This is a genomic window from Streptomyces sp. cmx-4-9 (assembly GCF_046548835.1).
Classification (GTDB): Bacteria; Actinomycetota; Actinomycetes; order Streptomycetales; family Streptomycetaceae; genus Streptomyces.
The window spans coordinates 923,632-948,061 of the sequence record NZ_JAEBEE010000002.1; the positions used below are offsets into that span (position 1 = coordinate 923,632).

General features: G+C 73.4%; 26 protein-coding genes. 17 read left to right on the plus strand and 9 right to left on the minus strand.

Annotated features, from left to right (window positions below):
* Positions 1–217: 217 nt before the first annotated feature.
* The 4 genes from ACLJTM_RS10440 (at position 218) to ACLJTM_RS10455 (ending at position 1,854) form a co-directional block, all read left to right on the plus strand.
* The gene (locus ACLJTM_RS10440; RefSeq protein WP_411103170.1) at positions 218–547 is read left to right on the plus strand and encodes a DUF6480 family protein; all 330 of its coding nucleotides are present in this window, start codon (positions 218–220) and stop codon (positions 545–547) included.
* Positions 548–710: 163 nt separating this feature from the next.
* Complete coding sequence (locus ACLJTM_RS10445; protein ID WP_411103171.1) at positions 711–1,124, plus strand: phage holin family protein; 414 nt, start codon at positions 711–713, stop codon at positions 1,122–1,124.
* Positions 1,121–1,591, plus strand: coding sequence for a DUF3618 domain-containing protein (locus ACLJTM_RS10450; protein ID WP_411103172.1), 471 nt, complete (start codon positions 1,121–1,123; stop codon positions 1,589–1,591). Before ACLJTM_RS10445 ends, ACLJTM_RS10450 begins: the two co-directional genes overlap by 4 nt.
* Entirely contained in the window at positions 1,588–1,854 is a 267-nt protein-coding gene (locus ACLJTM_RS10455) for a DUF4235 domain-containing protein (protein ID WP_411103173.1), read from the plus strand. Before ACLJTM_RS10450 ends, ACLJTM_RS10455 begins: the two co-directional genes overlap by 4 nt.
* Positions 1,855–2,185: 331 nt before the next feature.
* Here the strand turns inward: ACLJTM_RS10455 and ACLJTM_RS10460 are convergent, their stop codons facing one another.
* A complete protein-coding gene (locus ACLJTM_RS10460; RefSeq protein WP_411103174.1) occupies positions 2,186–2,410 on the minus strand; it encodes a hypothetical protein in 225 nt (74 codons plus the stop codon).
* A 210-nt stretch (positions 2,411–2,620) separates the two neighbouring features.
* On the opposite strand from ACLJTM_RS10460, the gene ACLJTM_RS10465 reads away from it, so the two are divergent.
* From ACLJTM_RS10465 to ACLJTM_RS10485, 5 genes are all read left to right on the plus strand, one after another.
* The gene (locus ACLJTM_RS10465) at positions 2,621–2,830 is read left to right on the plus strand and encodes a hypothetical protein (RefSeq protein ID WP_411103175.1); all 210 of its coding nucleotides are present in this window, start codon (positions 2,621–2,623) and stop codon (positions 2,828–2,830) included.
* A 157-nt stretch (positions 2,831–2,987) separates the two neighbouring features.
* A complete protein-coding gene (locus tag ACLJTM_RS10470; protein WP_411103176.1) occupies positions 2,988–3,683 on the plus strand; it encodes a FadR/GntR family transcriptional regulator in 696 nt (231 codons plus the stop codon).
* Complete coding sequence (locus tag ACLJTM_RS10475; protein ID WP_411103177.1) at positions 3,680–5,071, plus strand: hypothetical protein; 1,392 nt, start codon at positions 3,680–3,682, stop codon at positions 5,069–5,071. The genes ACLJTM_RS10470 and ACLJTM_RS10475 overlap by 4 nt, the downstream gene beginning before the upstream one ends.
* Positions 5,072–5,266: 195 nt before the next feature.
* The gene (locus ACLJTM_RS10480) at positions 5,267–7,174 is read left to right on the plus strand and encodes a GMC family oxidoreductase N-terminal domain-containing protein (RefSeq protein ID WP_411103178.1); all 1,908 of its coding nucleotides are present in this window, start codon (positions 5,267–5,269) and stop codon (positions 7,172–7,174) included.
* A 24-nt stretch (positions 7,175–7,198) separates the two neighbouring features.
* The gene (locus ACLJTM_RS10485; protein ID WP_411103179.1) at positions 7,199–7,519 is read left to right on the plus strand and encodes a hypothetical protein; all 321 of its coding nucleotides are present in this window, start codon (positions 7,199–7,201) and stop codon (positions 7,517–7,519) included.
* Between the two features lie 140 nt (positions 7,520–7,659).
* Here the strand turns inward: ACLJTM_RS10485 and htpG are convergent, their stop codons facing one another.
* On the minus strand, positions 7,660–9,603 hold the full coding sequence (gene htpG / locus ACLJTM_RS10490; protein WP_411103180.1) for a molecular chaperone HtpG: 1,944 nt from the start codon (positions 9,601–9,603) through the stop codon (positions 7,660–7,662).
* 265 nt (positions 9,604–9,868) lie between these two features.
* Between htpG and ACLJTM_RS10495 the strand changes: the two genes are divergently transcribed.
* The 5 genes from ACLJTM_RS10495 (at position 9,869) to ACLJTM_RS10515 (ending at position 13,473) form a co-directional block, all read left to right on the plus strand.
* A complete protein-coding gene (locus ACLJTM_RS10495; RefSeq protein WP_411103181.1) occupies positions 9,869–10,609 on the plus strand; it encodes a hypothetical protein in 741 nt (246 codons plus the stop codon).
* 214 nt (positions 10,610–10,823) lie between these two features.
* Positions 10,824–11,501 carry a hypothetical protein gene (locus tag ACLJTM_RS10500; RefSeq protein ID WP_411103182.1) on the plus strand — a complete coding sequence of 226 codons (678 nt, stop codon included), beginning with the start codon at positions 10,824–10,826 and terminating at the stop codon, positions 11,499–11,501.
* Between the two features lie 189 nt (positions 11,502–11,690).
* Positions 11,691–11,864, plus strand: a complete 174-nt coding sequence (locus ACLJTM_RS10505; protein WP_411103183.1) for a hypothetical protein — start codon at positions 11,691–11,693, stop codon at positions 11,862–11,864.
* On the plus strand, positions 11,864–13,138 hold the full coding sequence (locus ACLJTM_RS10510; RefSeq protein ID WP_411103299.1) for a PP2C family protein-serine/threonine phosphatase: 1,275 nt from the start codon (positions 11,864–11,866) through the stop codon (positions 13,136–13,138). The genes ACLJTM_RS10505 and ACLJTM_RS10510 overlap by 1 nt, the downstream gene beginning before the upstream one ends.
* The gene (locus tag ACLJTM_RS10515) at positions 13,135–13,473 is read left to right on the plus strand and encodes an STAS domain-containing protein (protein WP_411103184.1); all 339 of its coding nucleotides are present in this window, start codon (positions 13,135–13,137) and stop codon (positions 13,471–13,473) included. Before ACLJTM_RS10510 ends, ACLJTM_RS10515 begins: the two co-directional genes overlap by 4 nt.
* A gap of 98 nt (positions 13,474–13,571) precedes the next feature.
* Here the strand turns inward: ACLJTM_RS10515 and ACLJTM_RS10520 are convergent, their stop codons facing one another.
* A complete protein-coding gene (locus ACLJTM_RS10520) occupies positions 13,572–15,533 on the minus strand; it encodes an acyl-CoA dehydrogenase (RefSeq protein WP_411103185.1) in 1,962 nt (653 codons plus the stop codon).
* A 70-nt stretch (positions 15,534–15,603) separates the two neighbouring features.
* Positions 15,604–17,130 (minus strand): glycine betaine/L-proline transporter ProP, encoded by a 1,527-nt coding sequence (gene proP, locus ACLJTM_RS10525; protein WP_411103186.1) that lies wholly within the window; start codon positions 17,128–17,130, stop codon positions 15,604–15,606.
* Positions 17,131–17,459: 329 nt separating this feature from the next.
* On the opposite strand from proP, the gene ACLJTM_RS10530 reads away from it, so the two are divergent.
* From ACLJTM_RS10530 to ACLJTM_RS10540, 3 genes are all read left to right on the plus strand, one after another.
* Complete coding sequence (locus ACLJTM_RS10530) at positions 17,460–17,867, plus strand: ATP-binding protein (protein WP_411103187.1); 408 nt, start codon at positions 17,460–17,462, stop codon at positions 17,865–17,867.
* Positions 17,868–17,965: 98 nt separating this feature from the next.
* Positions 17,966–19,246 (plus strand): NAD(P)/FAD-dependent oxidoreductase, encoded by a 1,281-nt coding sequence (locus ACLJTM_RS10535; RefSeq protein ID WP_411103188.1) that lies wholly within the window; start codon positions 17,966–17,968, stop codon positions 19,244–19,246.
* 85 nt (positions 19,247–19,331) lie between these two features.
* Complete coding sequence (locus ACLJTM_RS10540; RefSeq protein WP_411103189.1) at positions 19,332–19,907, plus strand: SixA phosphatase family protein; 576 nt, start codon at positions 19,332–19,334, stop codon at positions 19,905–19,907.
* A gap of 13 nt (positions 19,908–19,920) precedes the next feature.
* On the opposite strand, the gene ACLJTM_RS10545 is transcribed toward ACLJTM_RS10540, so the two are convergent.
* The 5 genes from ACLJTM_RS10545 to ACLJTM_RS10565 all read right to left on the minus strand — a co-directional run bounded on the left by ACLJTM_RS10545 (position 19,921) and on the right by ACLJTM_RS10565 (position 24,414).
* Entirely contained in the window at positions 19,921–20,157 is a 237-nt protein-coding gene (locus ACLJTM_RS10545; protein ID WP_411103190.1) for a DUF6213 family protein, read from the minus strand.
* Positions 20,158–20,307: 150 nt separating this feature from the next.
* Positions 20,308–20,691 (minus strand): VOC family protein, encoded by a 384-nt coding sequence (locus ACLJTM_RS10550; protein ID WP_411103191.1) that lies wholly within the window; start codon positions 20,689–20,691, stop codon positions 20,308–20,310.
* 50 nt (positions 20,692–20,741) lie between these two features.
* The gene (locus ACLJTM_RS10555) at positions 20,742–21,029 is read right to left on the minus strand and encodes a WhiB family transcriptional regulator (protein WP_411103300.1); all 288 of its coding nucleotides are present in this window, start codon (positions 21,027–21,029) and stop codon (positions 20,742–20,744) included.
* A gap of 137 nt (positions 21,030–21,166) precedes the next feature.
* A complete protein-coding gene (locus ACLJTM_RS10560) occupies positions 21,167–23,302 on the minus strand; it encodes a PP2C family protein-serine/threonine phosphatase (protein WP_411103192.1) in 2,136 nt (711 codons plus the stop codon).
* Between the two features lie 113 nt (positions 23,303–23,415).
* Positions 23,416–24,414, minus strand: a complete 999-nt coding sequence (locus ACLJTM_RS10565; protein ID WP_411103301.1) for a magnesium and cobalt transport protein CorA — start codon at positions 24,412–24,414, stop codon at positions 23,416–23,418.
* Positions 24,415–24,430: the final 16 nt, after the last annotated feature.

The following is a 24,430-nucleotide window of genomic DNA, read 5'->3' on the forward strand; positions in this document are numbered from 1 at the left end:
GGCGCCGCCCTGGTGCCTCCACCCGGGCGCCTGTCCCTCCCGTGGGACGGCCGGGGAGCCCCGGGCGACCATCGACGCGGATCTTGGCGCCGGGCGAGGTATGGCGGATCCAGGCAGGGGTAGGGGCTGGACATCCCACGGCCTATGGACCGGTATGCCCGGTCCGGCCGCCGGGCCCGCTCCGCGGGCGCGGCCACGGGGCGAGGAGGACGAGCGCATGTCCGAGCACGACCCGCATCCAGATGTCCCGCACACGTACAGCCCGCCCGGAGGAGCGCCGTCCGGGCGGACCCCGCCAGACCAGAGCCCGCAGGGCCGGCCCCCGCAAGGCCAGGCCACGCAAGGCCAGGCCGCGCAGGACCAGGCGCTCCCGGGCCGGACGCCGCCCGGCGAGACGCCGCCCGGTGAGTCCAGTACGGGCACCGGGGCGGGCCCGTACCGCCCGCTCAGCCGTGGCTGGGGCAAGGGCCCGCTGATTCTGATCTGCCTGCTCGCGCTGGTGGTCGCCCTGTTCTTCCTGGCTTACGCCGTCATGGTGAATTTCTGACCGCGCTGCCGGGCCCGGCGAGCCGCCGCCTGGGGAAAGGCGGCATGACATGAGTCTGCACATCGGGAAGAGGAGCTTCCGGCACGGCTCCGCGTATCGACGGCCCCCGCGCATCAGCGGCCCCAGGCCGGAGAAAGACGAGGTAAGACGAGGTGATCTCGCAATGAACGGCATGGAGCGGCAGCCCCCGGCCACCGACGACTCGGTGAGCGTCCTGGTCTCGCGTGCCTCCCAGCAGATCTCGGAACTCGTGCGCGAGGAGATGCAGCTGGCTCGCGCCGAGATGACCCGCAAGGGCAAGCGCTTCGGCAAGGGAGGCGGCCTCTTCGGCGGAGCCGGGCTCCTCGGACTGCTCGCCGCACAGGCCTTGGTCGCAACCTGCATCGCCGCTCTGGCGTTGGTACTGCCGGTGTGGGCGTCGGCCCTCATCGTCACGGCCGTACTCGCCCTCGCGGCCGCTGTGGCCGCCATGGCCGGAAAGAAGCAGATCGCGAAGGCCGGCAGCCCCGCACCCGAACAGACCATCAGCAGCGTCAAGGCCGACTTGGCCGAGATCAAGGAGAAGGCACACCGATGACGAACGATCCCCGGGCCAACATCGGCAGTCCCACGCCGGAGGAGCTGCGCGAGCAGGTCGAGCACACGCGCAACGAACTCGGGCAGACCGTCGAGGCACTGGCCGCCAAGGCCGACGTCAAGGCGCAGGCGAAGGAGAAGGCGGCCGCCGTGAAGGGGCAGGCTGCCGAGAAGGCGGCGCTGGTGACCGACCAGATCCGGGCGAAGGCGGAGCACACCGCTCAGCTGGTGAAGGACAAGACACCCGAAGCCCTCCGGGAGAAGACCTCCCACGCCGCCACGCAGGTCCGCGAGAACGCCTCCCGTGCGGGCCAGTATGCGGCGGACGTGACCCCCGATCCCGTGCTCGACCGGGCGGCTCAGGCCGCGGCGGTGGCGCGCGCCAACCGCGTGCCCCTGCTTGCCGTAGCCGGGGCGGCGCTGGCCGTCTTCCTGCTGGTGCGCCGCAGTCGGGGGCGTCGGCGATGAAGGCGGTCCAGGTCGCGTACAAGCCCGTCGGGCTGGTTCTAGGGGCGGTCAGCGGGATGCTCGCGGGCGTCGCCTTCAAGCAGGCGTGGCGGCTGATCGAGGGCGAGGGCGACGCGCCCGACGCCACGGACGAGGCTCGCACCTGGCGGGAAGTGCTGATCGCGGCGGCCCTGCAGGGCGCGATCTTCGCCGTGGTCAAGGCTGCCGTGGACCGGGCGGGCGCAGTGGCCACGCGGAGCGTGACGGGCACCTGGCCCGCCTGATCCCCTGACGGGACCGGCGGAGGGGCGGAACGGGGCGGCCCCGTCGGGCCAGGCGGGGCGGCCGAATCGAGCCGGGCGGGGCGGCTCCGTCGGACCGGGCGAGCCCGCCGGCGGCCCCGTATAGGACAGGACCCGGCCGGGGTGACTACGGGCCGGGTCGAGCCGGGCGGGGCGGCTCCGTCGGACCGGGCGAGCCCGCCGGCGGCCCCGTACAGGACAGGACCCGGCCGGGGTGACTACGGGCTCCGGCCGGGTCCTGCGTAGAGGGGCGGGTCTACGCCGTGGGCCAGGCGAGGGGGGGCATCTGCCGGCCCGACCTGGTCAGACCTGGTCAGACCTGCCGGTCGGGCCGCTGGTCGCGGGGCTCCTCGCGCTCCGTGTCCTCGCCGGCTTTGCGCCGAGCGCCCGCCGCGCGCCGGGGGCCGATCTCGTCGGGACCCTTGCCGCTCGGGTTCCCCTCCCTATCGTTGCCGGGACCCGTCGGGGCGTCATCGGCCCCGGACCGTTCGGTGCGGCCCGCGTCCGGCTTCCTGCGCTTGTCCTGCTGACCGCCCATGACGGCGACTCCTTCGCGACCTGTCACGTTCCGACGCACGACCCGGCCGGAGCCGGTCTTCCCCGACAGTGACACGCCGCGTGAGGGATCGCATCACCTGCGTGACGGGGCCGCGGGGGGAGCGGCCGGGGCGGGCGTCGGGATGCGGCAGCGGTTCCGGGCGCCGACGATGGGGCCGTACCCCACCCCGTTCCCGTCAGGAGCAACCCCATGCCCGAGCCCAGGCCGAGCACGCACCGGACCCACGCCCCCTCCCTCCTCGGTGCGCAGCCGCCCCAGGACGGCCAGGGACCGCCGTTGACCTGGTCGGGCGGGAGCGCGCCGCGTGCGTCCCATCGAGCGCTGCCCGCCGGCGACTACTGGTTCCCGGACGACAGCAGGGGCGGTCACCTCGCCCGTCCCGGTCACCGGACCGGCTGAACCCGACGACTCGACCGCCGTGTTGTGCGTGCAGTCCATCCAACCTCGGCTTTGAAAAGCGGTGTTGGCAATGCACGGCGCGACGGATTCCCTTGACTCCCCGGAACCGGCAGTGGTTGAGTGGCTGAGCCACTGGACCACTGCTGGGGAGGTAGGCGTGCACGCGCTGCCGCGGGAGACGATCGTCGATGCACTGGAAGCCACGTTGCGGGAGGACATCCTCAACGGCGCCCACCAGGCGGGTGGTTACCTGCCCCCCGAGCGGGAACTCTCGGGGGGCTACGGCGTCACCCGCACCACCCTGAAACACGCCTTCGAGCGACTGGTGCAGGCCGGACTCCTGGAGACCCGGCACGGCGTCGGGACGCGGGTGCGTGACTACCTGCGCCACGGGGGCGCCGACCTGCTGCCGATGCTGGTCCGGCACAGCCCCGACTGGTTGGCCGAGGTCTTCGAGGTGCGCCGCGGCGTGGGCTCCCTGATCGCGTCCCGCGCCGCAGCTAAGGCCACCGCCCCCCAGATCGCCGAGCTGCGGGGACTGCTGTCCGCGGTGCGGGCGGCCAGGGCGGCTGAAGAGGTCCAGCTGGCCGACGTCGAGGTCCACCGGGCCCTCGCCCGCGCCACCGGCAACCGGGTCTACGTCCTCCTCACCAACACCCTGTTCAACGCCTATCTCCCCGTGCGCGCCGCCCTGGTGGCGCCCTTCACCGACGCCGAGGCTGCACACGCGCGGCTGGAGCCCATCGTGGAGGCGGTGGCCACGCATGACGGACCGGCGGCAGCAGCCGCCGCCGACACCTATCTGGCCGAGACGGAACGCCTCATGCTCCAGGCGCTCGGAGACAGCCGGTGAACCGCCGCGGCACGGTCTTCACGGAGACGATGCCGGGTCGCCTCCGGTTCGCCGGCGAGGACCACGACCACGCGGCCCGCCTGCACCTACGGGCCGAAACCGACCGCCTGATCGACCTGCGCCGCACGACCACGGCGCGGCTGACCGGCCGGATCGACATCGCCGGACACCCTCAAGTCCCTGTCACGGACGGCGAGATGGAGATCTCGCCGCTGGCCCGGCGGCGGATTCGCTACCGGCTCGCCTTCACCCTCGACGGCCGCCGCATCGAACTCGACGGATGGAAGTCGATCAGCGCCAGGCACCCGCTGACCTCCATGACGGTACTGCCGTACGTACTGCACGCCGGCGGGGAACGCATCGGGGAGGGCACGCTGCGCTTCCCCGTCGCCACCGGTCTCGTTCCCTTCCTGGCGAGCTTCCGCTTCCCCCGGCCGGAGCAGGACGGCGACCGGCACCTGGCACCCCGCTGGAAGGGGGAGCCGGGCAGGACCGAGGTCTGGTACACGACCCTCACCGACCCGGCTACCGGGACCGGAGCGTGGATCCACCACGAACTCACCGCACCCGCCGACGGTTCCGCGCCCTTCGCCCACGGCTGGGCGGCGGTCTTCCCCGCGGACGGCCCGGTGCAGCACGCCCGCTTCGGGCCCGCGCCGTGGAACCGTCCGGCCGAGGGCTACGAGGCGCCGGGAATCCTCGCCGGCCCCGGCCGGCTCACCGGATCCGCGGAAACCTTCTCCTGGGACCTCTCCGAACGGCCCGCGGGTGCACCGCTCTACACCTTTCCGCGCTGGTCCTGGAGGCACCCGCTGCTTCCCGCCGCGCAGATCCTGCCCGCGGCCACAGCCTCCTACGACGGCCACATCACCCACGACGGGCAGAAACTGGTCCTGCGCGGCGCCCCGGGTGCATCGGCCAGGATCTACGGACACGGCAACGCCCAACGGTGGGCGTGGCTGCACGCCGACCTCGGCCAGGGGGACGTCCTGGAAGTGGTCGCCGCCGTCTCCAGGCGCCCGGTCCTGCGGAGCCTGCCCCCGCTGGTGTTCCTGCGGCTGCGCCGGGCCGGCCGCACCTGGCCGCGCCGACCGGAGCGCACGGCCGTCGGCTGGGCGGGCATCGGCCGCTTCCGCGCCCGACTGGACCTCCCCGTCTGGACCGTGACGGGCCGCGCCGGCCTGCGCCGCATCCACGTCGAGGTCACCCAGCCCGCCGCACACACCCTCACGCTCGACTACGCGGACCCGGACGGAGCGCCGGCGATCTGCCGCAACAGCGAACGAGCGGACGCCGTCGTGCGCCTGGAACGCTGGTGGGGGCACTGGCGCACGGAAGCGACCTGGAACCTGCGGGGTACGGCCCACGCCGAAGTCGGCGCCCGCTGAAGCCTCCCTGCGCTTGCCTGGCCCCCGCGCTTGCCCTCCTGCCCTTCCCCGCACCCGCCTTGCCCCGCCCCTTGCCCCACCCCCGCGGCCCATTCCACCTCGCTGCCCGCTGCCCGATGCCTCGCGCCCCGCCGGGCCGGGACGCGGCCGCTCGCGTCCTGGGGGCCGCCGCCGGGCTTCACCGAAAGGCACGCCGTGCACCCTCCGACAGACGCCGGTCCCACACCGGCCCGCACCACCCCGCCCACCACCCCGCGCGGCTCCCTCGCCGGGCTCGCCGCGGCCCTCGTCGCCGCGGACCGGTCCGCACCCTGGACCGCGCGCGTGCCGGGGCGTCTCGATGCAGTCCTCGCCACGATGCCCGCTCCGGCCCGCGCGAGCCTGCGCGCCGCGGCCGCCGCGGTCGACGCGTACGCCCTGGCGCGCACCGGGCGCCGCCTCGACGCGATGGACGCGGACGAACGCGAGACGGTCATGGCCTCGCTGGCCGCACGCCCCGCGCTGCTGCCGCTGCTGGACGTGCTCAAGGTGCCCGTCCTGCTCGCCGCCGGCACCGAGCGGATGCTGCACGGGGAGGGCGCCGCCCCGTCCTTTGCCCCGCCGGACGATCCGCCCCTGGACTGCACCCCCTCCGCGCACTGGCCGGCCCGGGCCACTGCCGACGCCGTCGTCATCGGCTCCGGCGCGGGCGGGGCGATGGCAGCCCGCACCCTGGCCCGGGCCGGCCTGAGCGTGCTCGTCCTCGAAGAGGGCCACCACCACTCCACGGCCTCCTTCGGCCGGCGGACCCCGCTCGACCGCTTCGGCGAGCTCTACCGGGACGGCGGCGCCACGGCGGCCGTCGGCCGACCGCCCATGGTCATACCGGTCGGCCGGGCCGTCGGCGGCACCACCGTCGTCAACTCCGGCACCTGCTACCGCACCCCGCAGCGGGTCCTCGACCGCTGGAACACCACGTACGGCTTCCGGCCGGCCGGTGACCTCGGCCGCCACCTCGACGAGGTCGAACGCACCCTCCGCGTCGCCCCCCAGCCCCTGGACGTCCTCGGCAACAACGGCCGGCTCGCCCTCACCGGAGCCGGCCGGCTCGGCTGGAGCGCCGCCCCGCTGCGTCGCAACGCCCCCGGCTGCAAAGGGTCCTGCCAATGCGTGGTCGGCTGCCCCAACGGTGCCAAGCAGAGCGTCCAGCTGTCGGTCCTGCCCGACGCCTGCGCGGCGGGAGCCCGCATCGTGACGGGAGCCCGGGCCGTCCGCATCCTCACCGACCCGGACCCCGCGGGCGGGGGAGCGCCCCGCGCCGCCGGAGTCCTCGTACGGCGCGCCGACGGAACCGAGTTCGAGATCCTCAGCCCGTGCGTCGTGGTCGCCGCGGGAGCCCTGCAGACACCCCAGCTGCTGCGCCGCTCGGGCCTGGGCGGCCACCCGCGCCTCGGACGCAACCTGAGCGTGCACCCCGCGACCAGCGTGGCGGGACGCTTCACGGAGCGGGTGACCCCCTGGGACGGCGTCCTGCAGAGCGTCGGCGTGGAACACCTCCACGACCAGGGCATCCTCATCGAAGCGACCGCCACACCGCCCGGCATGAGCAGCTTCGTGCTGCCCGGGGCCGGGCGGGAGCTCCGTGCCGAACTGGAACAGGCCGACCGGCTCGCCACCCTCGGCGCCATGATCGCCGACCGTCCGTCGGGCCGGGTCCTCGGCCGGGGCCGGACCCCGCTGATCAGCTACGACCTCGACCGCCGGGACGCGGGCCGGCTGGTCACGGCCGTCCGCGCCATGGCGGAACTCCTCTTCGCAGCAGGAGCGGTGGAGGTGCTCACCGGGATCCCGCGGACCCCTCGCGTCCGTACCCTCCGCGCCCTGGACGTCGCCCTCGAAGGGGTCACGGCCCGGCACCTGCACCTCTCCGCCTTCCACCCCACCGGCACCGCAGCTGCCGGCGCCGACCCCCAGCGGGCCCCCGCCGACCCCCTGGGCCGCCTGCGCGGCGTCCTGGTGGCCGACGGATCGGTGCTCCCGAGCTGCCCGGAGGTCAACCCGCAACTGTCCATCATGGCGGCCTCGCTGGCCGTCGCCGAGGCGTACGCCCAGAACCCCTCCTAGGCCAGGAGTGGTGGGCTGTGCCGCATGGGTCCGGAACGGGAGGTGCCGGGGCGGCGCGAGGGCGGCGACGGACACGAGGCCGTGCAGAGGCCGGGGCAGCGTCCGGCCGCACCCCCGCTCGACCCCGAACTGGACGCCGTACGCAAGGCCTCCCCCGGGTACTTGCGGGAACCGATCACCCCGGAGAACCTCCGGGACCGGCAGGAGCAGGACGCCCGGGCGCGGCCCCGGCCGACGCCCGGGGACCTGCGGGCCGCAGGCCGCTCCGAGGTGGCGGAGCTGAGGGTGCCGGGGCCACCGGACGGGCCGCAGGTCACCCTCGTCAGTGCCCGGCCGGCCTCTTGATCAGTGGCGTGCCCGTCTCGACGGCAGGGTCCCCGGTGCTCCGCAGGCAGCAGGTCCGGGCACGGTGGTTGACCCCCATCCCGCCCCCGGCGAGGACCACCCGGGTGTCCGGAGGACCCCCTCCGGACACCCCCCACGGCCTACAGGGCGCGGGTCAGACGCTCGGTGAGCAGCCGGGTGAAACGGGCCGGGTCGGGCAGGTCGCCGCCCTCGGCCAGCAGCGCACTCCCGTAGACCAGCTCGGCGACCTCCGACAGCGCAGGGTCGTCGGCGTTCGCCTCGTGCGCCGCACGCAGGGCGGTGACCAGCGGGTGCGTCGGGTTGAGCTCCAGGATCCGCTTGACCGGCGGCATCTGCTGGCCCATCGCCCGGTACATCTTCTCCAGGGTGGGGGTCATGTCCTGGGCGTCACCGACGATGCAGGCAGCCGACGTGGTGAGCCGGGAGGACAGCCGGACCTGCTTGACGTGGTCGGACAGCGCGGCCGTCAGCCAGGGGAGCAGCGCGGCGTACTCCGCATCACGCCTGGCCTTCTCGGCCTCGGCGTCCTCGTCCCCGTCGGCCGCCTGCTCGTCGAGGTCGACCTGGCCCTTGGCGATCGACTGGAGCCGGTGGCCGTCGAAGGACGGGACCTGGTCCGTCCACACCTCGTCGACCGGGTCGGTGAGGATCAGGACCTCGTACCCCTTGGCGGTGAACGCCTCCATGTGCGGGGAGTTCTCCACCGTGGCACGGGTCTCACCGGTCAGGTAGTAGATCGCGTCCTGGCCGTCCTTCATCCGCTCGACGTACTCGCGGAGCGTGGTGGTCTTCTCCCTGTCGTGCGTGGAGTCGACGGACAGCAGCTCCAGCAGCGCCTCGACGTTGTCGCCGTCCTCCAGCAGACCCTCCTTCAGGGCCCGGCCGAACTGGCTCCACAGCGAGGCGTAGCGCTCGGCGTCGGACCGCTGCACGTCCTTGAGGGCGCCCAGCACCTTCTTCACCAGACGCCTCCGCACGCTGCGGATCTGGCGGTCGTGCTGGAGGATCTCGCGGGAGACGTTCAGCGACAGGTCGTGCGCGTCCACCACACCCTTGACGAAGCGCAGGTAGTTCGGCATCAGCGCGTCACAGTCGTCCATGATGAACACGCGCTTGACGTACAGCTGCACGCCCCGCTTGCTCTCCCGCGAGAACAGGTCGAAGGGTGCCTGCGAGGGGACGAAGAGCAGCGCCTCGTACTCGAAGGTGCCTTCGGCGCGCATGTGGATCGTCTCGGCCGGATCGTGCGGGTCGTGGCTGATCTGCCGGTAGAACTCGCCGTACTCGGCCTCGGTCACCTCGCTGCGGGGCCGGGCCCACAGCGCCTTCATCGAGTTGAGCGTCTCGAACTCCGTCGCAGACGCGGCGTCGGCATCCGGCGCGCCGGGCTCGCCGCCGGCCGTGGGGGCGGCGGCCATCCGGATCGGCCAGCGGATGAAGTCCGAGTACTGCTTGACGATCTGGCGGATCTTCCACCCGGCCAGGTAGTCCGCGAGGCCGTCCTCGGTGTCGGCAGGCTTGAGGTGCAGGGTCACCGAGGTCCCCACGGGAAGGCCCTCCACCGCCTGGATCTCGTAGGTGCCCTCGCCGTCGGACTCCCACTGGGTGCCCGCCTCGGTGCCGGCCCGCCGCGTCCGCAGGGTGACCTTGTCGGCGACCATGAACGCGGAGTAGAAGCCGACGCCGAACTGGCCGATCAGGCTCTGCGCCGCGGCGGCGTCCTCGGCCTCCTTGATCTTCTGCAGCAGAACGGCCGTACCGGACTTGGCGATCGTGCCGATCAGCTCCACGAGCTCGTCGCGGCTCATGCCGATCCCGTTGTCGCGGACGGTCAAGGTGCGGGCTTCCGCATCGACTTCCAGCGCGATGTGCAGGTCGGAGGTGTCGACCCCGAGTCCGGTCTCGGTCAGCGACTCCATCCGGAGCTTGTCCAGGGCGTCGGAGGCGTTCGAGATCAACTCGCGCAGGAAGATGTCCTTGTTCGAGTAGATCGAATGGATCACCAATCGCAGCAACTGGCGGGTCTCGGCCTGGAATTCCAGCGTCTCGACACTGCTACCCACGTGAGGGGCTCCTTCCTGGTACGGATGAAATGCATGATAAACGGGAATGCGGCCCGGTCCTGGCGTGCTGTCCCGCGCGTCCGGATCCGCCTATCCTCCCGAGGAGGCGCAGCGGGGCGACGCGAAGGACACGGGGATGAGCACAGGTGGGGACGGCGGCGGTGGCGGGACGCCGCGAAGCCCGTACAGAGCAGTGCCGCCGCCCGCCCCCGGCCGTCCTCCGCAGCGGCCGGCCGGGCCGTGGCCCCCGCCCCCGGCGCGCCGCTTGACCTTCGGAAGGCTGTTCAACCCGATCGCGGTGGGACGCGCGGTGTTCACCCCGTCCCGTCCCGACCGGGTGCACGATCCGGCGGTGAAGAAGGCGCAGGTGCTCCGGTCGGTCATCGGGCTCGCCGCCATGACGTGGATGCTGCTGTCCTACGGTCTGGCGCAGGACGCCGACGCCGTGGTCGACGACCGCTTCGGGCAGATCCGCACCACCCTCATCGTGCTGGCGGTGACCTTCCCGGTCGCCGTGGCCCTCTTCGTCGCCGCGGCCCGCCCACCCCATCGGCGCCTGTTCCTGCGCCGCACCGCGAAGCCCGCCGGCGCCCTGCTCGCGCTGACCGTCACGCTGGCCGTACCGCGACTGATCACGGGCCTCGGCCTCGTGGACGAGAAGACGGACTGGACGGCCTCCGCGGGCCGGGTGGCGCTGCTGTTCGCCCTGGGCGCCTTCCTCCTGTGGCTCGCCCCCTTCGCCCTCTACGGAATCGGCCAGTCACTGGTCCACGTGTTCCGTACGGCGGACCTGCACGAGACCGTCCCCCCACTGCTGGCGGTGCTGCTCGTCTGGGAAATCGCCCTCTTCGACCTGTTCCGGGGCGCCTACGACGGCGTGCCGTCCGGCGTCCGGCTCCTCTTCGTCCTGGGCGGCCCACTGTCCGTCACCGCCGTGGCCCTGTGGGAGCTGCGCCGGCTGCGCACCCGTCACGGCATCACCCTGCGGGCAGCGCTGCTGCGCTGATCCGCGGGGCGGCGCGGTGGTCGGGGGCGGGGGGGCGTCTCGTGCTTCCGGTGGAGGCGGGTCCTGTCCGGCGCAGGGCGAAAGTCGATGCGAACGGGGCCGTTCGGCTCGGCGGCAGCCGCCGCGGGCAGGGGCAGGCTTGGGACCAGCCGACGCCGGCGCCGATGCCTGCGGCCGGCCCCCTCCGCACCACCATCCCCCGAGGAGTCGTTCCATGACCATCCACCGCCCCGCCCTGCGTCCCACCCGTCGGCGCGCCGCCGTCCTGACCGCCGCCGTCGCCGCGGCCGCCGCCGTGGCCCTGTCGGCCAGCCCTGCTTCGGCCGCCTACGACGGCGGTTACGGAGACGCCTGGGTCACCAACCAGGGCACCTCCCACGGCAAGGGCTACGACGGCAGCTACGGGGACGGCTACGGCAAGGGCTACGACGGCAGCTACGGCGACGCCTGGGTCAACCGCCACGTGAAGAACGGCGCGAAGAAGACCCCGGCCGACAGCACCCCGGCCGCCAAGACCGCGAAGCTCCGCGTGACCGCCTCCGGCCCCGGTCACCTCGCCCACAACGCGTCGGGCCGCTACATCGTGGAGCTCACCAACACCGGCGACGGCGCGGCCGAGGGCGCCCGGCTGAGCACCACCATGCCCCACGGCATCACGTACCTCGCCCACCGCGTCAGCGAGGGCAGCGCCTCCGAGGAACTGACCGGCGACGGCCGCATCGTGCTCACCGTCGGCCGCCTCGAAGCGGGGCAGACGGTCAGGCTGGAGATCGCCGGTCGCGCACCCTCGCACGGCGGCGGGACCGTCCGTCTGCACGCCACCGGCACCACCGGCACGCCGGGTGCCGGCGCCGCCGACACCACGGCCACCGTGTCCACCCGCATCGGCTGACCTCCCGCGCCCACCAGGCCGCCCCGCCCGCCCGACACCCCGGCCATCCGATCCCCGCGCCGCGCCCCCGCGCCCCCGCGCCGCCCGCCCCCCCGCACACGCACATGTGCCCGAAGGGCGACGGGCGGGGTGCGGGGGGCGATCCGGGGCAGGCGAGGTAGACGGAAGAGGCGCGAGGATCTGGTGGGCATGGACATCGACATCTGTCGTCGGAACGACGTCACCGTGACAGGCGGCACCCCGCAGGGCTCGACCGCGGCCGGGCACACCGGGCACACCGGGCACACCGGGCACACCCCGCAGCGGTCCGCCCCCGAGGCCGCCCGCCCGGCGACCACCCGCTTCCCGGCAGGCCTGCGATGATGTGCCGCACCGGGCAGCTGCCCGATCCGCACGGGGCGGACGACGAGGCGAGCTCGGCCGCGGTGTTCGCCGCCCTGCTGGAGGACAGCGCCGAGGAGCTGTACGAGAGCGCCCCCTGCGGCTACCTGTCCACCCTCATGGACGGCACGATCGCCAAAGTCAACGCCACCCTGCTGGACTGGACCGGGCTGAAGCGGGACGAGGTGGTCGGCCGGATGCGGTTCACCGACCTGCTGACCGTGGGCGGCAGGCTCTACCACGAAACGCACTTCGCCCCGCTGCTGCGCATGCAGGGCGAGCTGGGGGGCGTCGCCCTGGAGATCCGGCAGGCCGGCGGCCGGCGGCTGCCGGTACTGGTGTCCTCCGTGGTCAAACACGGTGCCACGGGCGAACCCCTGCTCATCCGGACCACCGTCTTCGACGCCCGCGACCGCCGCGCCTACGAAGAGGAACTCCTGCGGGCCCGCAAGGCGGCCGAGGAGGCGCACCGGCAGGCGGAGACCGACCGGGCCAGGCTGCAGGACGCCCTCGCCGTGCTCCAGGCGTCGCTGCTGCCCGACACCCTGCCGGACATACCCGGGTTGGAGACGGCCGCCCACTACCGCACCGCCTCTCCCGACCACCTCGGCGGCGACTTCTACGACGTCTTCCCCGTCGATGCCGAACGCTTCGCCTTCTTCCTCGGCGACGTGTGCGGCAAGGGCCCCCAGGCCGCCGCGGTCACCTCCCTGACCCGCTACACCCTGCGCGTGGCCGCCCTCCACGATCCCGATCCCGTCTCCGCCCTCTCCACCCTCAACCAGGTCCTGCACGAGCGGTACAGCACGGGCGACCCGCGCTACTGCACCGCCGTCTTCGGGACGCTCGAACCCGACCCCGCGACCGGGCGGACCACCGTCCGTCTCGCCTCCGGCGGCCACCCGCCGGCGCTCGTCCTGCGCGCCGAGGGCACCGCGTCCTACCTGCCCACCCCCGGCGGGCTGCTCGTCGGCATCCTGCCCGACGCGCCCTTCACCGCCGCCGCCACCGTGCTGGCCCCCGGCGACACCCTGCTGCTCTACACCGACGGCCTCACCGAGGCCCGCACCGGCCCGGGACGGACCGCCCTGTACGGTGACGAAGCCCTGCACGCCTTCGCCACCGGCCACGCCGGCCGGTCCCCGCACCAGGTGGTCGAAGCCCTGACCGGTCTGCTGGACGGCTTCGGCGACGGCCTCGACGACGACACCGCCCTCCTCGCCATCGGCGTCCCTACGACGAAGAACCCGCGATGACACTTCTGCAGATCAGCACCCGGGACACGGCGGCGGGGCCCGTCGTCCAGGTCGCCGGGGAACTCGACCACACCACCGCCCCCGAGCTGCGCGACCTCCTCGTCGCCCTGCCGCTCCAGCCGGGCCGGCGCCTCGTCCTGGACCTCGCGCGCATGGAATTCTGCGACTCCAGCGGCATCAGCGCCCTGATCGTCGCGTACAACCGCGCCCAGGCCGCCCGGGCCGACATCGCCCTCGCCGCGGTCCCCGCCCCCACCCTGCGCGTCCTGCGCATCGTCGGCCTGGACCGGGTCTTCGGCCTCTACCCGGACGCCGAGACCGCCACCGGCTCCTGACCCCGATCCGGTGCACGGGTCACACGGGTACGGCCGCCCGCGGCGGACCGGCGCCGCCGGTCCACCCGCCGCGGGCCGGGAGCCGGTGGAAGCCGGCCTCAGCCCACGAGGTCGGGCGCCCGCAGCACGGCGGACGGGATGCGCCACGCGTCCACCAGGTCGACCGCGAGGGGACGCACCTTGCGGCACAGGTCGTTCACCTCACGGCTGATCGCCTTGGAACGCTGGACGGTCAGCCGCCCGTGCTCCATGAACCACGCCCGGTCGGCCTCGATCGCCGACAGGGCGAACAGGTCGCAGAGCAGGCCGAGGGCCTCCTTCTCACCGCCTTCGGGCAGCGCACGCACCTGGTCGACGAAGGCCTCCGTCACAAGCCGCTCGACGTGCGCCCGCGCCAGCGCGATGACGTGGTCCTGCACCTGCGAGAAGACGGCGGCCGTGTCGCGCTTCTGGTCGACCCCGCGCTTGATCCGCCGGGCCAGCCCGGCCAGCATGTGCTCCTCGCGGAAGCGGACCATGGCCAGCTGGTACTCCGGATCGAGCAGGCCCGCCTCCCGGTCCCACTCGTCGCCGCCGGGCAGCAGGTCGCGTACCCGCTCCAGCAGCTTGTGCGCCGACGTCCGCTCGATGACCGTCTCCACGGCGAGACCGGTGACGTAGCGGACCATGCCGAGCTGGTCGAGGTCCTCGAACTCGCTCGCGTGATCGGTGAGCAGCCCCTTGGCCACCAGTTGCAGCAGGACGTGGTTGTCACCCTCGAAGGTGGTGAAGACGTCGCTGTCGGCCTTCAGCGCGGCAAACCGGTTCACCGCGAGGTACCCGGCGCCGCCGCACGCCTCCCGGCACTCCTGCACCACGCGGGTGGCGTGCCAGGTGCCGAGCGCCTTGATGCCCGCGGCCCGTGCTTCGAGCCGGCGCCGTGCCTGAGCGTCCTCCTCGATCCCGGAGAACACCTCGTGCAGCTGCCTGCGTACGACGTCCTGCGCCGCGTGCAGGGCGTACGTCCGGGCGATGAGCGGCAGCAGGCGGCGCTGGTGCAGGCCGTAATCGAGGAGGACCTGTTCGCCGCTGTCGGGGGCCGCCTCGAACTGCCGGCGCCGCACCGCGTACTTCGTGGCGACCGCGAGCGCGACCTTGGCGACGCTGATCCCGGCTCCGGCGACACTGACGCGGCCCTGCACCAGGGTGCCCAGCATGGTGAAGAAGCGCCGGTCGGGGTTGTCGATCGCACTCTCGTAGACGCCCTCCGGGGTGACGTCGGCGAACCGGTTGAGGAGGGCCTCGCGCGGCACCCGTACGCCGTCGAACCAGATGCGCCCGTTGTCGACCCCGTTGAGCCCCATCTTGCGGCCGTCGTCCTCGATCCGGACGCCGGGCGCCGTCCTCCCGCCGACCCGCAAGGGGACGACGAAGGCGTGCACCCCCCGGGACTGCCCGTCCACTTCCAGCTGGGCGAAGACGACGGCCAGTTCCGCGTGGCGGGCCGCATTGCCGATGTAGTCCTTGCGGGCCCGGTCGTCGGGGGTGGTGATGACGAACTCGCCGCTCGCGGCGTCGTACGCGGCGACGGTGCCGAGCGCCTGCACGTTGGAGCCGTGCCCGGTCTCGGTCATCGCGAAGCAGCCCATGAGCTTGCCGGTGACCAGATCCGGGAGGTGGGCCCGGTGGTGTCGTTCGGTGCCGAGGTGCAGGATCGCGCCACCGAACAGCCCGAACTGCACACCGACCTTCACCAGGACCGACAGGTCGCCGAAGGCCAGCGTCTCGAACGCGGCGATGGAGGCGCCGACATCACCGCCTCCGCCGTACGCGGTGGGGAAGCCCATGCCGGTCTGGCCCGTCGCGGCCATCTCGACGACGATGTCGCGGACCCGCTCGCGGAACGCGTCGATGCCGAGCTCGTCGGCCTCGTCGAGGACCGAGGCGTACGTCTCCAGGTTCGTGCGCACGAGGTTGCGGATCCCGGCGTACTCGCCGTCGAGCACCTCGGCCAGCGACGAGACGTCGATCTCCGGCTGGACGTAGCCGGTCACAGGGGTGGAAGCGTTCTCGGGAGCCATGCCGCTCCGCTACCCCGCCGCGAGACGATCAACCGGGGGCGGACGAGTGGCGGGCGCGGGCGCCGCACCGTCAGGCGTCCCGGTCGCGTCCGCCGCGGTGCGCCCACGGGTGGCGCAGCCGGATCCACACGTCCCGGGCCTGCCGGCCGGCCGCCGTGCGGCTGCGCGCCACGATCCGGTCCGCCTCACCCTCCGTCTCCACCATCGGCCCGGAACCGCGCAGCGGTTTGCCGGCCGTCTCGTGCAGGAACAGCGTCGAGACGAAGCCGATGACACCGGCGGCCATCAGGTAGTACGCCGGAACCATGTCGTTGCCCGTCGCCTCCACGAGCGCCGAGGTGAACAGCGGAGTCGTGCCTCCGAACAGCGAGACGGAGATGTTGAAGGCGATGGAGAGGGCCCCGTACCTCAGACGGGTGGGGAACAGGGCGGGCAGCGTCGAGGCCGCCGTTCCGGCGAAGAGGACCAATAGCAGGCCGAGGATGGCGCAGCCGACGGCGGGCAGCAGGATGCCGCCCTCGCGGATCAGCAGGAACGCCGGCACGGCCAGCACCACCAGGGCGACACTGCCCGCAAGGAACAGGGGCCTGCGGCCCCAGCGGTCGGACCCGTGGCCCACCGCCGTGATGGTGAGCACCACTAGCAGCATGGTCGCGAGGACGAGCAGCTGGGCGGTCGTATCGCTCTCGCCCAGGGTCACCGTCATGTACGTCGGCAGGTACGAGGTCACCATGTAGTTGGTGACGTTGTACAGGAGCACCAGCCCCATGCAGATCAGGACCGCCTGCCAGTGCCCCGTGAAGATCTCCTTCAGGCGGCCCCTGCCGGACTCGCGGGCATCGTCGCCCGGTTCGGGGTCCTGCGCCCCGTCGGAGCCCTCCGCAGCCGCGTAGGCGGCCTCCTTCTTGAAGGCGGGGGTCTCGTCCAGTTTCAGGCGCATGTAGAGCCCGATCAGGCCCAGCGGGCCCGCCACGAAGAACGGGATGCGCCAGCCCCAGTCCTCCAGGCCCTCGGTGCCGAGCGTGAGCGTCAGGACGGTCACCAGGCCCGAGCCCAGGGCATAGCCGACGAAGGTGCCGAAGTCGAGCCAGCTGCCGAGGAATCCGCGTCGGCGGTCCGGCGCGTACTCGGCGATGTACGTCGTCGCGCCCGCGTACTCGCCGCCCGTCGAGAAGCCCTGGACGAGCCGGCACACGAGCAGCAGCAGCGGGGCGAGGAAGCCGATGGAGGCGTACGAGGGCAGGAAGCCGACGGCGAAGGTGCTGGCCGCCATCATGATCATGGTGGCGGCCAGCACCTTCTGCCGTCCGATGCGGTCACCGAGGGGGCCGAAGACCAGCCCGCCCAGCGGCCGCACGAGGAACGCGGCGGCAAATGTGGCGAAGGTGGCGACGACCTGTGCGCCGGGGGAACTGGACGGGAAGAAGACCTTGCCCATCGTGCCGGCGAGGTAGGCGTACACACCGAAGTCGAACCACTCCATGGTGTTGCCCAAGGCCGCGGCGGTCACGGCGCGGCGGACCTGCGGCCGGTCGGCCACGGTCACGTCCTCACTGCTGAGCGCCTTCTTCCTGCGCCGCAGGAGGGTGCGGAGCATGCGGTCGGTCTGTGGGTGGCCGCTACGCCCCGGCCTGCCGCCCCGGTCCGGTCCGCCGCCCGATCCGCCTGCCCGTCCTGCCATGTCGCGGGCCTCCTGGCCGGTTGGTGCCTTCCCGTTCCGCCACGGATCTCCGAGTCTGGAGCGGCCCGCCCGAAGGCGCTCGCCGGGAGGGCCCGAGGGGGTGACGACCGGTCCGCACCGCCCCCCGCCCGAAAACCCGGCCGCCCGCGGGCAGGTCAGGTCGGCCGCCCCGCCGGACATGAGCGCGCGCAGGCGGGGAAGGCGACGGGGCAGAGGAGCCGAGCTGCAGGAAGAGGGGAGCGGGGATGACCCTCCAGCTGCGACAGCACTGCGAGCTGCACGGGACCATGGCCGCCGCCGCTGCGCGTGACCTCACCCGGCTCTTCTTCACGGACGTGCGCCGCAGCGGCCGTCCGGTGGCCCCGGATGCCATGGACGTCACGCTGCTGCTCGTCAGTGAACTCGTCACGAACGCCGTCCGCCACACCGCGGACGGCTGCGCACTGGACCTCGCCATGGAGGCCGACGGCATCGGGATCGACGTCACGGACTACAGCAGCGCCGAACCCGAGGGACGGGCCCCCGACCTCCACGGCAGCGGCGGCGGCTGGGGCTGGGCTCTGGTCAACCGGCTCGGGCAGGACGTCCGGATCCGGCACCGGCCGACCGGCAAGACCATCCACACCCGCGTCCCGCTGCCCCCGGCCGACTGACGGCCGGACCGCCGCTGCCCGCACCCGGCGGGGCGAGCCGCATCCGCGGCGCCCGGCACCACCGAAGAACCGGCGGAAGCCACGGTGGAAGGAGTCACATGAACGCGTCCCCTGGCCTGCGGGCCCCCGTGATCGTCGTGGGCGCCGGACTGGCCGGTCTCGCCTGCGCCGCGGACCTCGCGGCGGCCGGAGCGGCCGTCTCGCTCCTGGAGGCCGGCGAGGAGGTCGGCGGCCGCATGCGGACAGACGTCCGCGACGGGTTCCGGCTGGACCGCGGGTTCCAGGTGTTCAACACCTCCTACCCCCAGGTCAAACGTCGTCTCCAACTGCGCACCCTCGGCCTTCGGCCGTTCACCCCCGGCGCCCTGGTGCACACCGCATCGGGCCGCGTCCGCTACGGAGACCCCACCCGCCGGCCCGGCGACGCCCTGAGGCTGCTCACCGACGGCCGCGTCTCCCCGGCCGGGGGCGCCGCCCTCGGCGCCCTCACCGCATGCGACCTGCTGCTGCCCGCCCGGCTGCTGCGGCGGATGCCCGACACCAGCACCCGTGCGGCCCTGCGCAGCTGGGGGATGCCGGACCGGCTGGTGGAGGAGTTCCTGCGGCCCTTCCTGTCCGGCGTCTTCCTCGAAGACGGCCTGGAGACCTCCAGCCGGGTCTTCCACCTGTTCTGGCGCAGCTTCCTGCGCGGAACCCTCACTCTGCCCGCCGCCGGCATCGGCGCCGTGCCCCGGGCGCTCGCCGAGGCGCTCCCGGCCGGCTGCCTGGAACTGGGCACCCCCGTCGCCTCACTCGTCGACGGGGGAGTGCAGCTGGCGGACGGCTCTCAGCGGGAGGCGGCCGCAGTCGTGGTGGCCACCGATCCCGGTACGGCGACGCGTCTGCTGCCGAGCTGCCCGCACACGCCCACTCGGACGGTGACCACCTACTACCACGCCAGCCCGTACTCCCCGCTGCCCGAGCCGACGCTCCTGCTCGACGCCGGAGGGAGGTTCCTGAACTCCTGCGTCCTGACGGAGGTCGCACCGACGTACGCGGCCGACGGACGCTCCCTGGTCTCGACCTCGGTCCTGGGCGAGGACTCGCCGCAGCGGCGCCAGGACCTGACGGACGCACTGTCCCAGGCGTACGGGACCGACGCCGCCCACTGGGAACCGGTCGCCGCGACCACCGTGCACGGAGCCCTCCCGGCGATGCCCGCCCCCTGGCCGCTGACCCGGCCGACGCGCATGGCCGAGGGGGTCCACCTCTGCGGCGACCACCGCGCCACCGGATCCGTCCAGGGGGCCCTCGCCTCCGGGGCGCGCGCCGCGCGGGAAGTCCTGCAGGCCGCCGCCGCCGCGCGGCAGCGCAGGGCCGCGGCGCCCGCCGCCGGGTAGGACGTGCGGTCCGTCCCGCAGCACCGCACGATGGCCGTGTACCGCCCGGCGACCGCCCCGGCGGAGAGCGGTCGAGGAGATGCCCATGCCCCCGGGTCCCGTGCCCCGCACGCCGCCGCTACCGGGTTCCGGACGCGGCGGCGGGGCCCGGCTGGTCCTGGTGCGCCAAGCCAAAGCGGTACCGAAGGACAGGGCCGAGGACTTCGAGCGCTCGCTGAACCGGCGCGGACGGGCCGCCGCGCCGGAGACGGGCCGCTGGCTGGCGCAGTCCGGCTGTCTGCCCCGCCTGGTGCTGTGCTCGCCCTCGCGCCGGACCCGGGAGACCTGGGAGCTGATCGCACCGGCCCTGCCCGGTCCCCCGCCCGTCGTCTACGACGACCGGCTCTACGACGCCGGGCCGGAGCTGCTGGGCGCCGTGCTGGCGGAGCACGCAGCCGGTCTGTCCGCCCTGATGCTCGTCGGCCACAAGTCCGGCATCCAGGGGCTGGCCTCGGCCCTGTGCGGGAGCGGCCCGCGCCCTCTGCTCGACCGGCTGCGCTCGGGGCTGGCGACCTCCGGCGTCCTGATCGTCGATCTTCCGGACGGCTGGGACGGCCTCACGGCCGTCGGCCCTGCTGCGGGGGCGGGGCGCCTGACCGCGTGCTGGTCACCGCCCCGCTGACCCGGCAGCGGGCTCAGGAGGCTTCCGGCCGTGAGGCGCAGGCAATGCACTCCGCGTCGATCTGGTCGGCCAACTGGGTGAGGGCCTCGGCCATCGCGAGGACGGTCTCGGGATCGGCCTCCGGGATGTCGAAGCCGGCCGCGGACGCCCAGTCGGCGGCCACGCTCCGCAGGAGACCGGTCACCTGTTCGGCCGGGATGAGCAGGTCGCCTTCCTCCGTGGGGATCAGCGGGATCGGGAACGAGCGCATGTATCGCCCCTCCTGTTCTGGGGTGCAGGCCGGGTGGACGCCCTTGCGCGTCCGTGCCGAGGGCGTCGTCGTGGAACGGCACCCCACGCCCCTTCCCCCCTCACCACCACGGCACACCTCACCGGCGGGCGCTCCGCCCGACCGCTCCGCTCAACCGGTCTGCCGGGCCCCGCCGACCTGGGACGTCGGCTTGGCGCACACGCAGAACAGGTTGTCCTCCGGGTCGGCCAGGACGACGTAGTCGTCGGCGGGATCGTCCGTGACGTGCCGCACCCACCGGGCGCCGAGCCGGACGAGCCGCGCCACCTGCGCCTCCTGCTCGTCCGTGTAGAGGTCCAGGTGCATCTGGTCGCGTGCCGTGACGGGGGTCGCCGCCCGCTGCAGCGAGAGGGCGACGTGCTCCCCGCGCAGCAGCCTGAACTCGTCCCCCGGCTCCAGCGAGGACGGGACCAGTCCGAGAGCCTCGGACCAGAAGCGGGTCATGACCTCGATGTCGGCGCAGTTGACCACCGTGCTGCCCAGTCGGATTCCCATACTCAGCCCGTTTCCCGAAATCGCCCGGCCATGCCGCGCCAAGGGCCCGGCTATGCCGCGACGGCGCCGTGACCGGCAGCCGCCAGGCGTTCCTTCTCCGTCAGCCCGCCCCAGACTCCGTACGGCTCCGACACCCGCAGGGCATGGTCCAGGCAGCGGGCCCGCACGGGGCACGCCCCGCACACGGCCTTGGCGGCTTCCTCGCGCGCCTCCCGGTCCTTGCCGCGTTCGCCCTCGGGAGGGAAGAAGGGCTCCGACCCCACGCCGCGGCATGCGGCCTCCGCCTGCCAGATCCAGTGGTGCTCCGCCCGCCCGGGCAGATGCGACACCCTCGCCATCCCCATGTGCTCCCCTACGCCCCTACGCAACCGATGATCGAACGCATCCTTCATGGAGGCGTCTGGCCGCGGACGGACGTTCGAAACGTGGGTGATCGGGAACGCGCCGCCGCACCCGTGCCGATTCCCGTGCCGACTCACGTCCGGCGGTCCGCCATGCGCAGCAGCAGCATGGCGATGTCGTCGGTGTAATGGGCGGTGGGCCGGGCGCGTCGCAGCAGGGCGTCCATCACCTCACCGAGGTCCTGCCCGCCGTGCTCGGCCAGGACGAGGGCCAGCTCGGCGGCGACCCGGTCGGAGTCTGCGCCGGGAGTTTCGACCAGTCCGTCGGTGTAGAGCGCGAGGGTCGCCCCGGGACGCAGGTCCAGCACGGTCAGGGGATAGGCGGCTCCCGTGTCCGCCCCGAGCAGCGGGCCGGGATCGAGGACCACGACGCCGGGCGGCCGGTCCCCCAGGTGCAGCAGGGGCGGCGGGTGGCCCGCACTGGCCAGGACCACCTTGCGACAGCCCAGGTCGATGTGGGCGTAGAGGCAGGAGACGAGCAGGTCGGTCTCCAGGTCGGCCAGGACCCGGTTGGTACGGGCGAGCACCTGGTCCGGCGGGGCCCCCGCGGTCGCGTGGATGGCCGTGCGGACCTGCCCCATGAGGGCGGCCGCGGACACGTTGTGGCCCTGGACGTCGCCGATGACCGCCGCGACGGTGCCGGCGTCGATACGGATGACGTCGTAGAAGTCACCGCCGATCTCCAGGCCGTGGCTGGCAGGCAGATAGCGGGCGGCGGTCTCCAGTCCCGGCAGGTCGGGCAGGCTGCGGGGCAGCAGGGTTTGCTGGAGGCCGTGCGCGAGGTCGCGGGTGGCGTCGTAGAGGCGGGCACGGTCCAGGGCCTGCGCGATCAGGCCTGCCAACGAGGTCAGGACGGCCCGCTCGTCGGCACTGAAATCGCGGGGCCGGTCGTACGACAGGATGCAGCACCCCACGGGACGCCCGGAGACGACCAGGGGGAGGAAGGCCCACGCCGCCTTGCCGCTGATCAGGGGCGCGCGGGGATGGCGGCGGGCCATCTCCTGCGGACTGGAGAAGAACGACGGCGTGCCCTCGGCCAGCACCTGCCCGGCAGGGGTCAGGTCGGTGTCCAGGGGCAGGCCGTCCAGGCGGTCGATGGTCTGCTGGTCGTAGCCGTGGAAACCGGTGATCTTCAAGCGGCCCGCATCGGCGGCGGACAGCACCAGCCCGTCGGCGCCGAACGCGGGCAGGATCTGGTCGGCGACCAGTTCGACGACGTCCCGGACCGCGACGGTCTCGGTCAGCGCGGCCGCCAGGTGGACCAACTGGTACAGCCGCCCGGCCTGCGCCGTTCCGGCGGAGAACGCCCGGGCGGACTGCGGCGCCCGGTCCGGCACGGACCCCACGACACCGCCGGAAGGCGCCGCCCGGTCGATGCGCACGCTGATCCCGCTGGCATCCGGGTACAGCTCGAACCCCAGGCCGGTGTCGGGCGGGCGCACCGCCGTGAAAGCGACCGGATCGCGGCTGATGACGGCCGTGCGGTAGTGGTCCTCGACGTGCGCGTCGTCCAGCCAGGGCAGCGACTGCCAGGGACGCGTGCCGAGCAGACGCGCGGCGTCCGCGCCGAGCAGCGCGGCCGCCGCGGTGCTCACGAAGGTGATCCGCCCCTCCAGGTCCAGAGCGAGCGCCCCCTCCGGCAGCCGCTCCAGATAGTCCGCGGCCGCTTCGGGACCGTGCGAACCGTGCGCACGGACGGCTACGGCGGCCGGGACCAGCCGGGGCTGCTCCGGCAGTGCGGGCGGGATACCGCTTTCGTCAAGGAAGCGGGCGATGCGCCGGGCCGCGGCGCTGATGTGGCCCCGCTCGCGGGGCGTGGCCTCGGCGGGATGGCTGGCGGGCCACAGCAGCAGCAGCGCACCCCGGCAGCGGCCCCCGCCCGGCAGGGGCGCCGCGGCCACCGCGAACCGGTAGGGGAGGCTCGCCGCGGCACGTGGATAGCTGCGCGCCAGGGCGTCCTGCGACCCCACCCACACCAGGCGGTCCTCCCGGACCGCGTCGCTGACGGGGACCGACGCGCTCAACGGCACCCGCCGCCAGGGCCAGACCACCTCCACCGGCACCCCGGACAGCACGGCGAGGCCCAGCACGTGCGAGGCCTCGTCCAGCAGGTACAGACCTCCCGCGGAGGCCCCGGTACGGCGCACGGTATCGGCCAGCACCTCGTCCAGCAGCCCGGTCCCGTCGGGCGGCTCAACCCCGCGGGGCACCGGGCCTCCCCGCCCGGGCAGGCGCGGGACGCGGCCGCACACCACACCCGTCAGTCATACCTCGGACGATACGCCTGATGGACCGGGCGGGCAGCGGAGCCGCCCCCCGCCCTTCACAGCCAGCCGTTGCGGCGAAAGGCCCGGTAGAGCGCTCCCGAAGCCACCGCCATCAGACCCACGGCGAGGGGGTAGCCGAAGGTCCAGCCGAGTTCCGGCATGTGCTCGAAGTTCATCCCGTAGACGCCGGCGACCATGGTCGGGATGGCGAAGATCGCCGCCCACGCCGAGATGCGCCGCATGTCGTCGTTCTGCCAGGTGCCCACCCGCGCCTGCTGAGCGTCGAGGACCGAGTTCAGCAGCTCGTCCAAGGTGCGCACCTCGATGTCCGTGCGGTGCAGCTGATCGGCCACGTCACGGAAGTACGGCAGCGCCTTCGCCGAGGGTCCGTCCTCCTCGTCCAGCCCGTTCAGCAGCCCGTGCAGGACCGGGACCAGGGGCTGCACCGCGTCACGGAACTCCCGCACCTCGCGCTTGAGGGAGTAGATGTTCTCGGTGTGGTCGACGCGGGAGGAGGAGAAGACCTCGTCCTCCAGCCGGTTCAGCGCCGCGCGCACCTTCCCGGCGGCCTCGCTGTAGGCATCGACGACCACGTCCAGGACCGCGTGCAGCACGGCCCAGGGGCCGAAACGGAGCATGGACGGGTCGGCCGCCAGCCGGCGCGCCGCCTCGGCGCAGGGGTCGACCGTCCCGTGCCGCACGGTCAGCACGTAGTGGGGGCCGACGAAGAGCATCATCTCGCCCGTCTCGACCGCCGTGTCCTCCTCGACGTACCAGAGGGTCTTCAGCGCGACCGCCAGCACGTCGCCGAACCGCTCCCGCTTCGGACGCTGGTGCGCCTGCACCGCATCCTCCACCGCCAGCGGATGCAGGCCCAGGTCGTCGGCCAGCTGTACGAGCTCCTCCTCGGACGGATCGACCAGGCGGACCCAGCCGAACTCGCCCTCGTCCAGTCCCCGCAGCCGCTTCAGGACCAGCTGGCAGGCTTCGTCCTCAAGATCGCAGTCGACCGTGTCCGACTGTGCCCGCTCCTTCGTGTACACCACGCATTCCATCTCCCGCACATGCTTC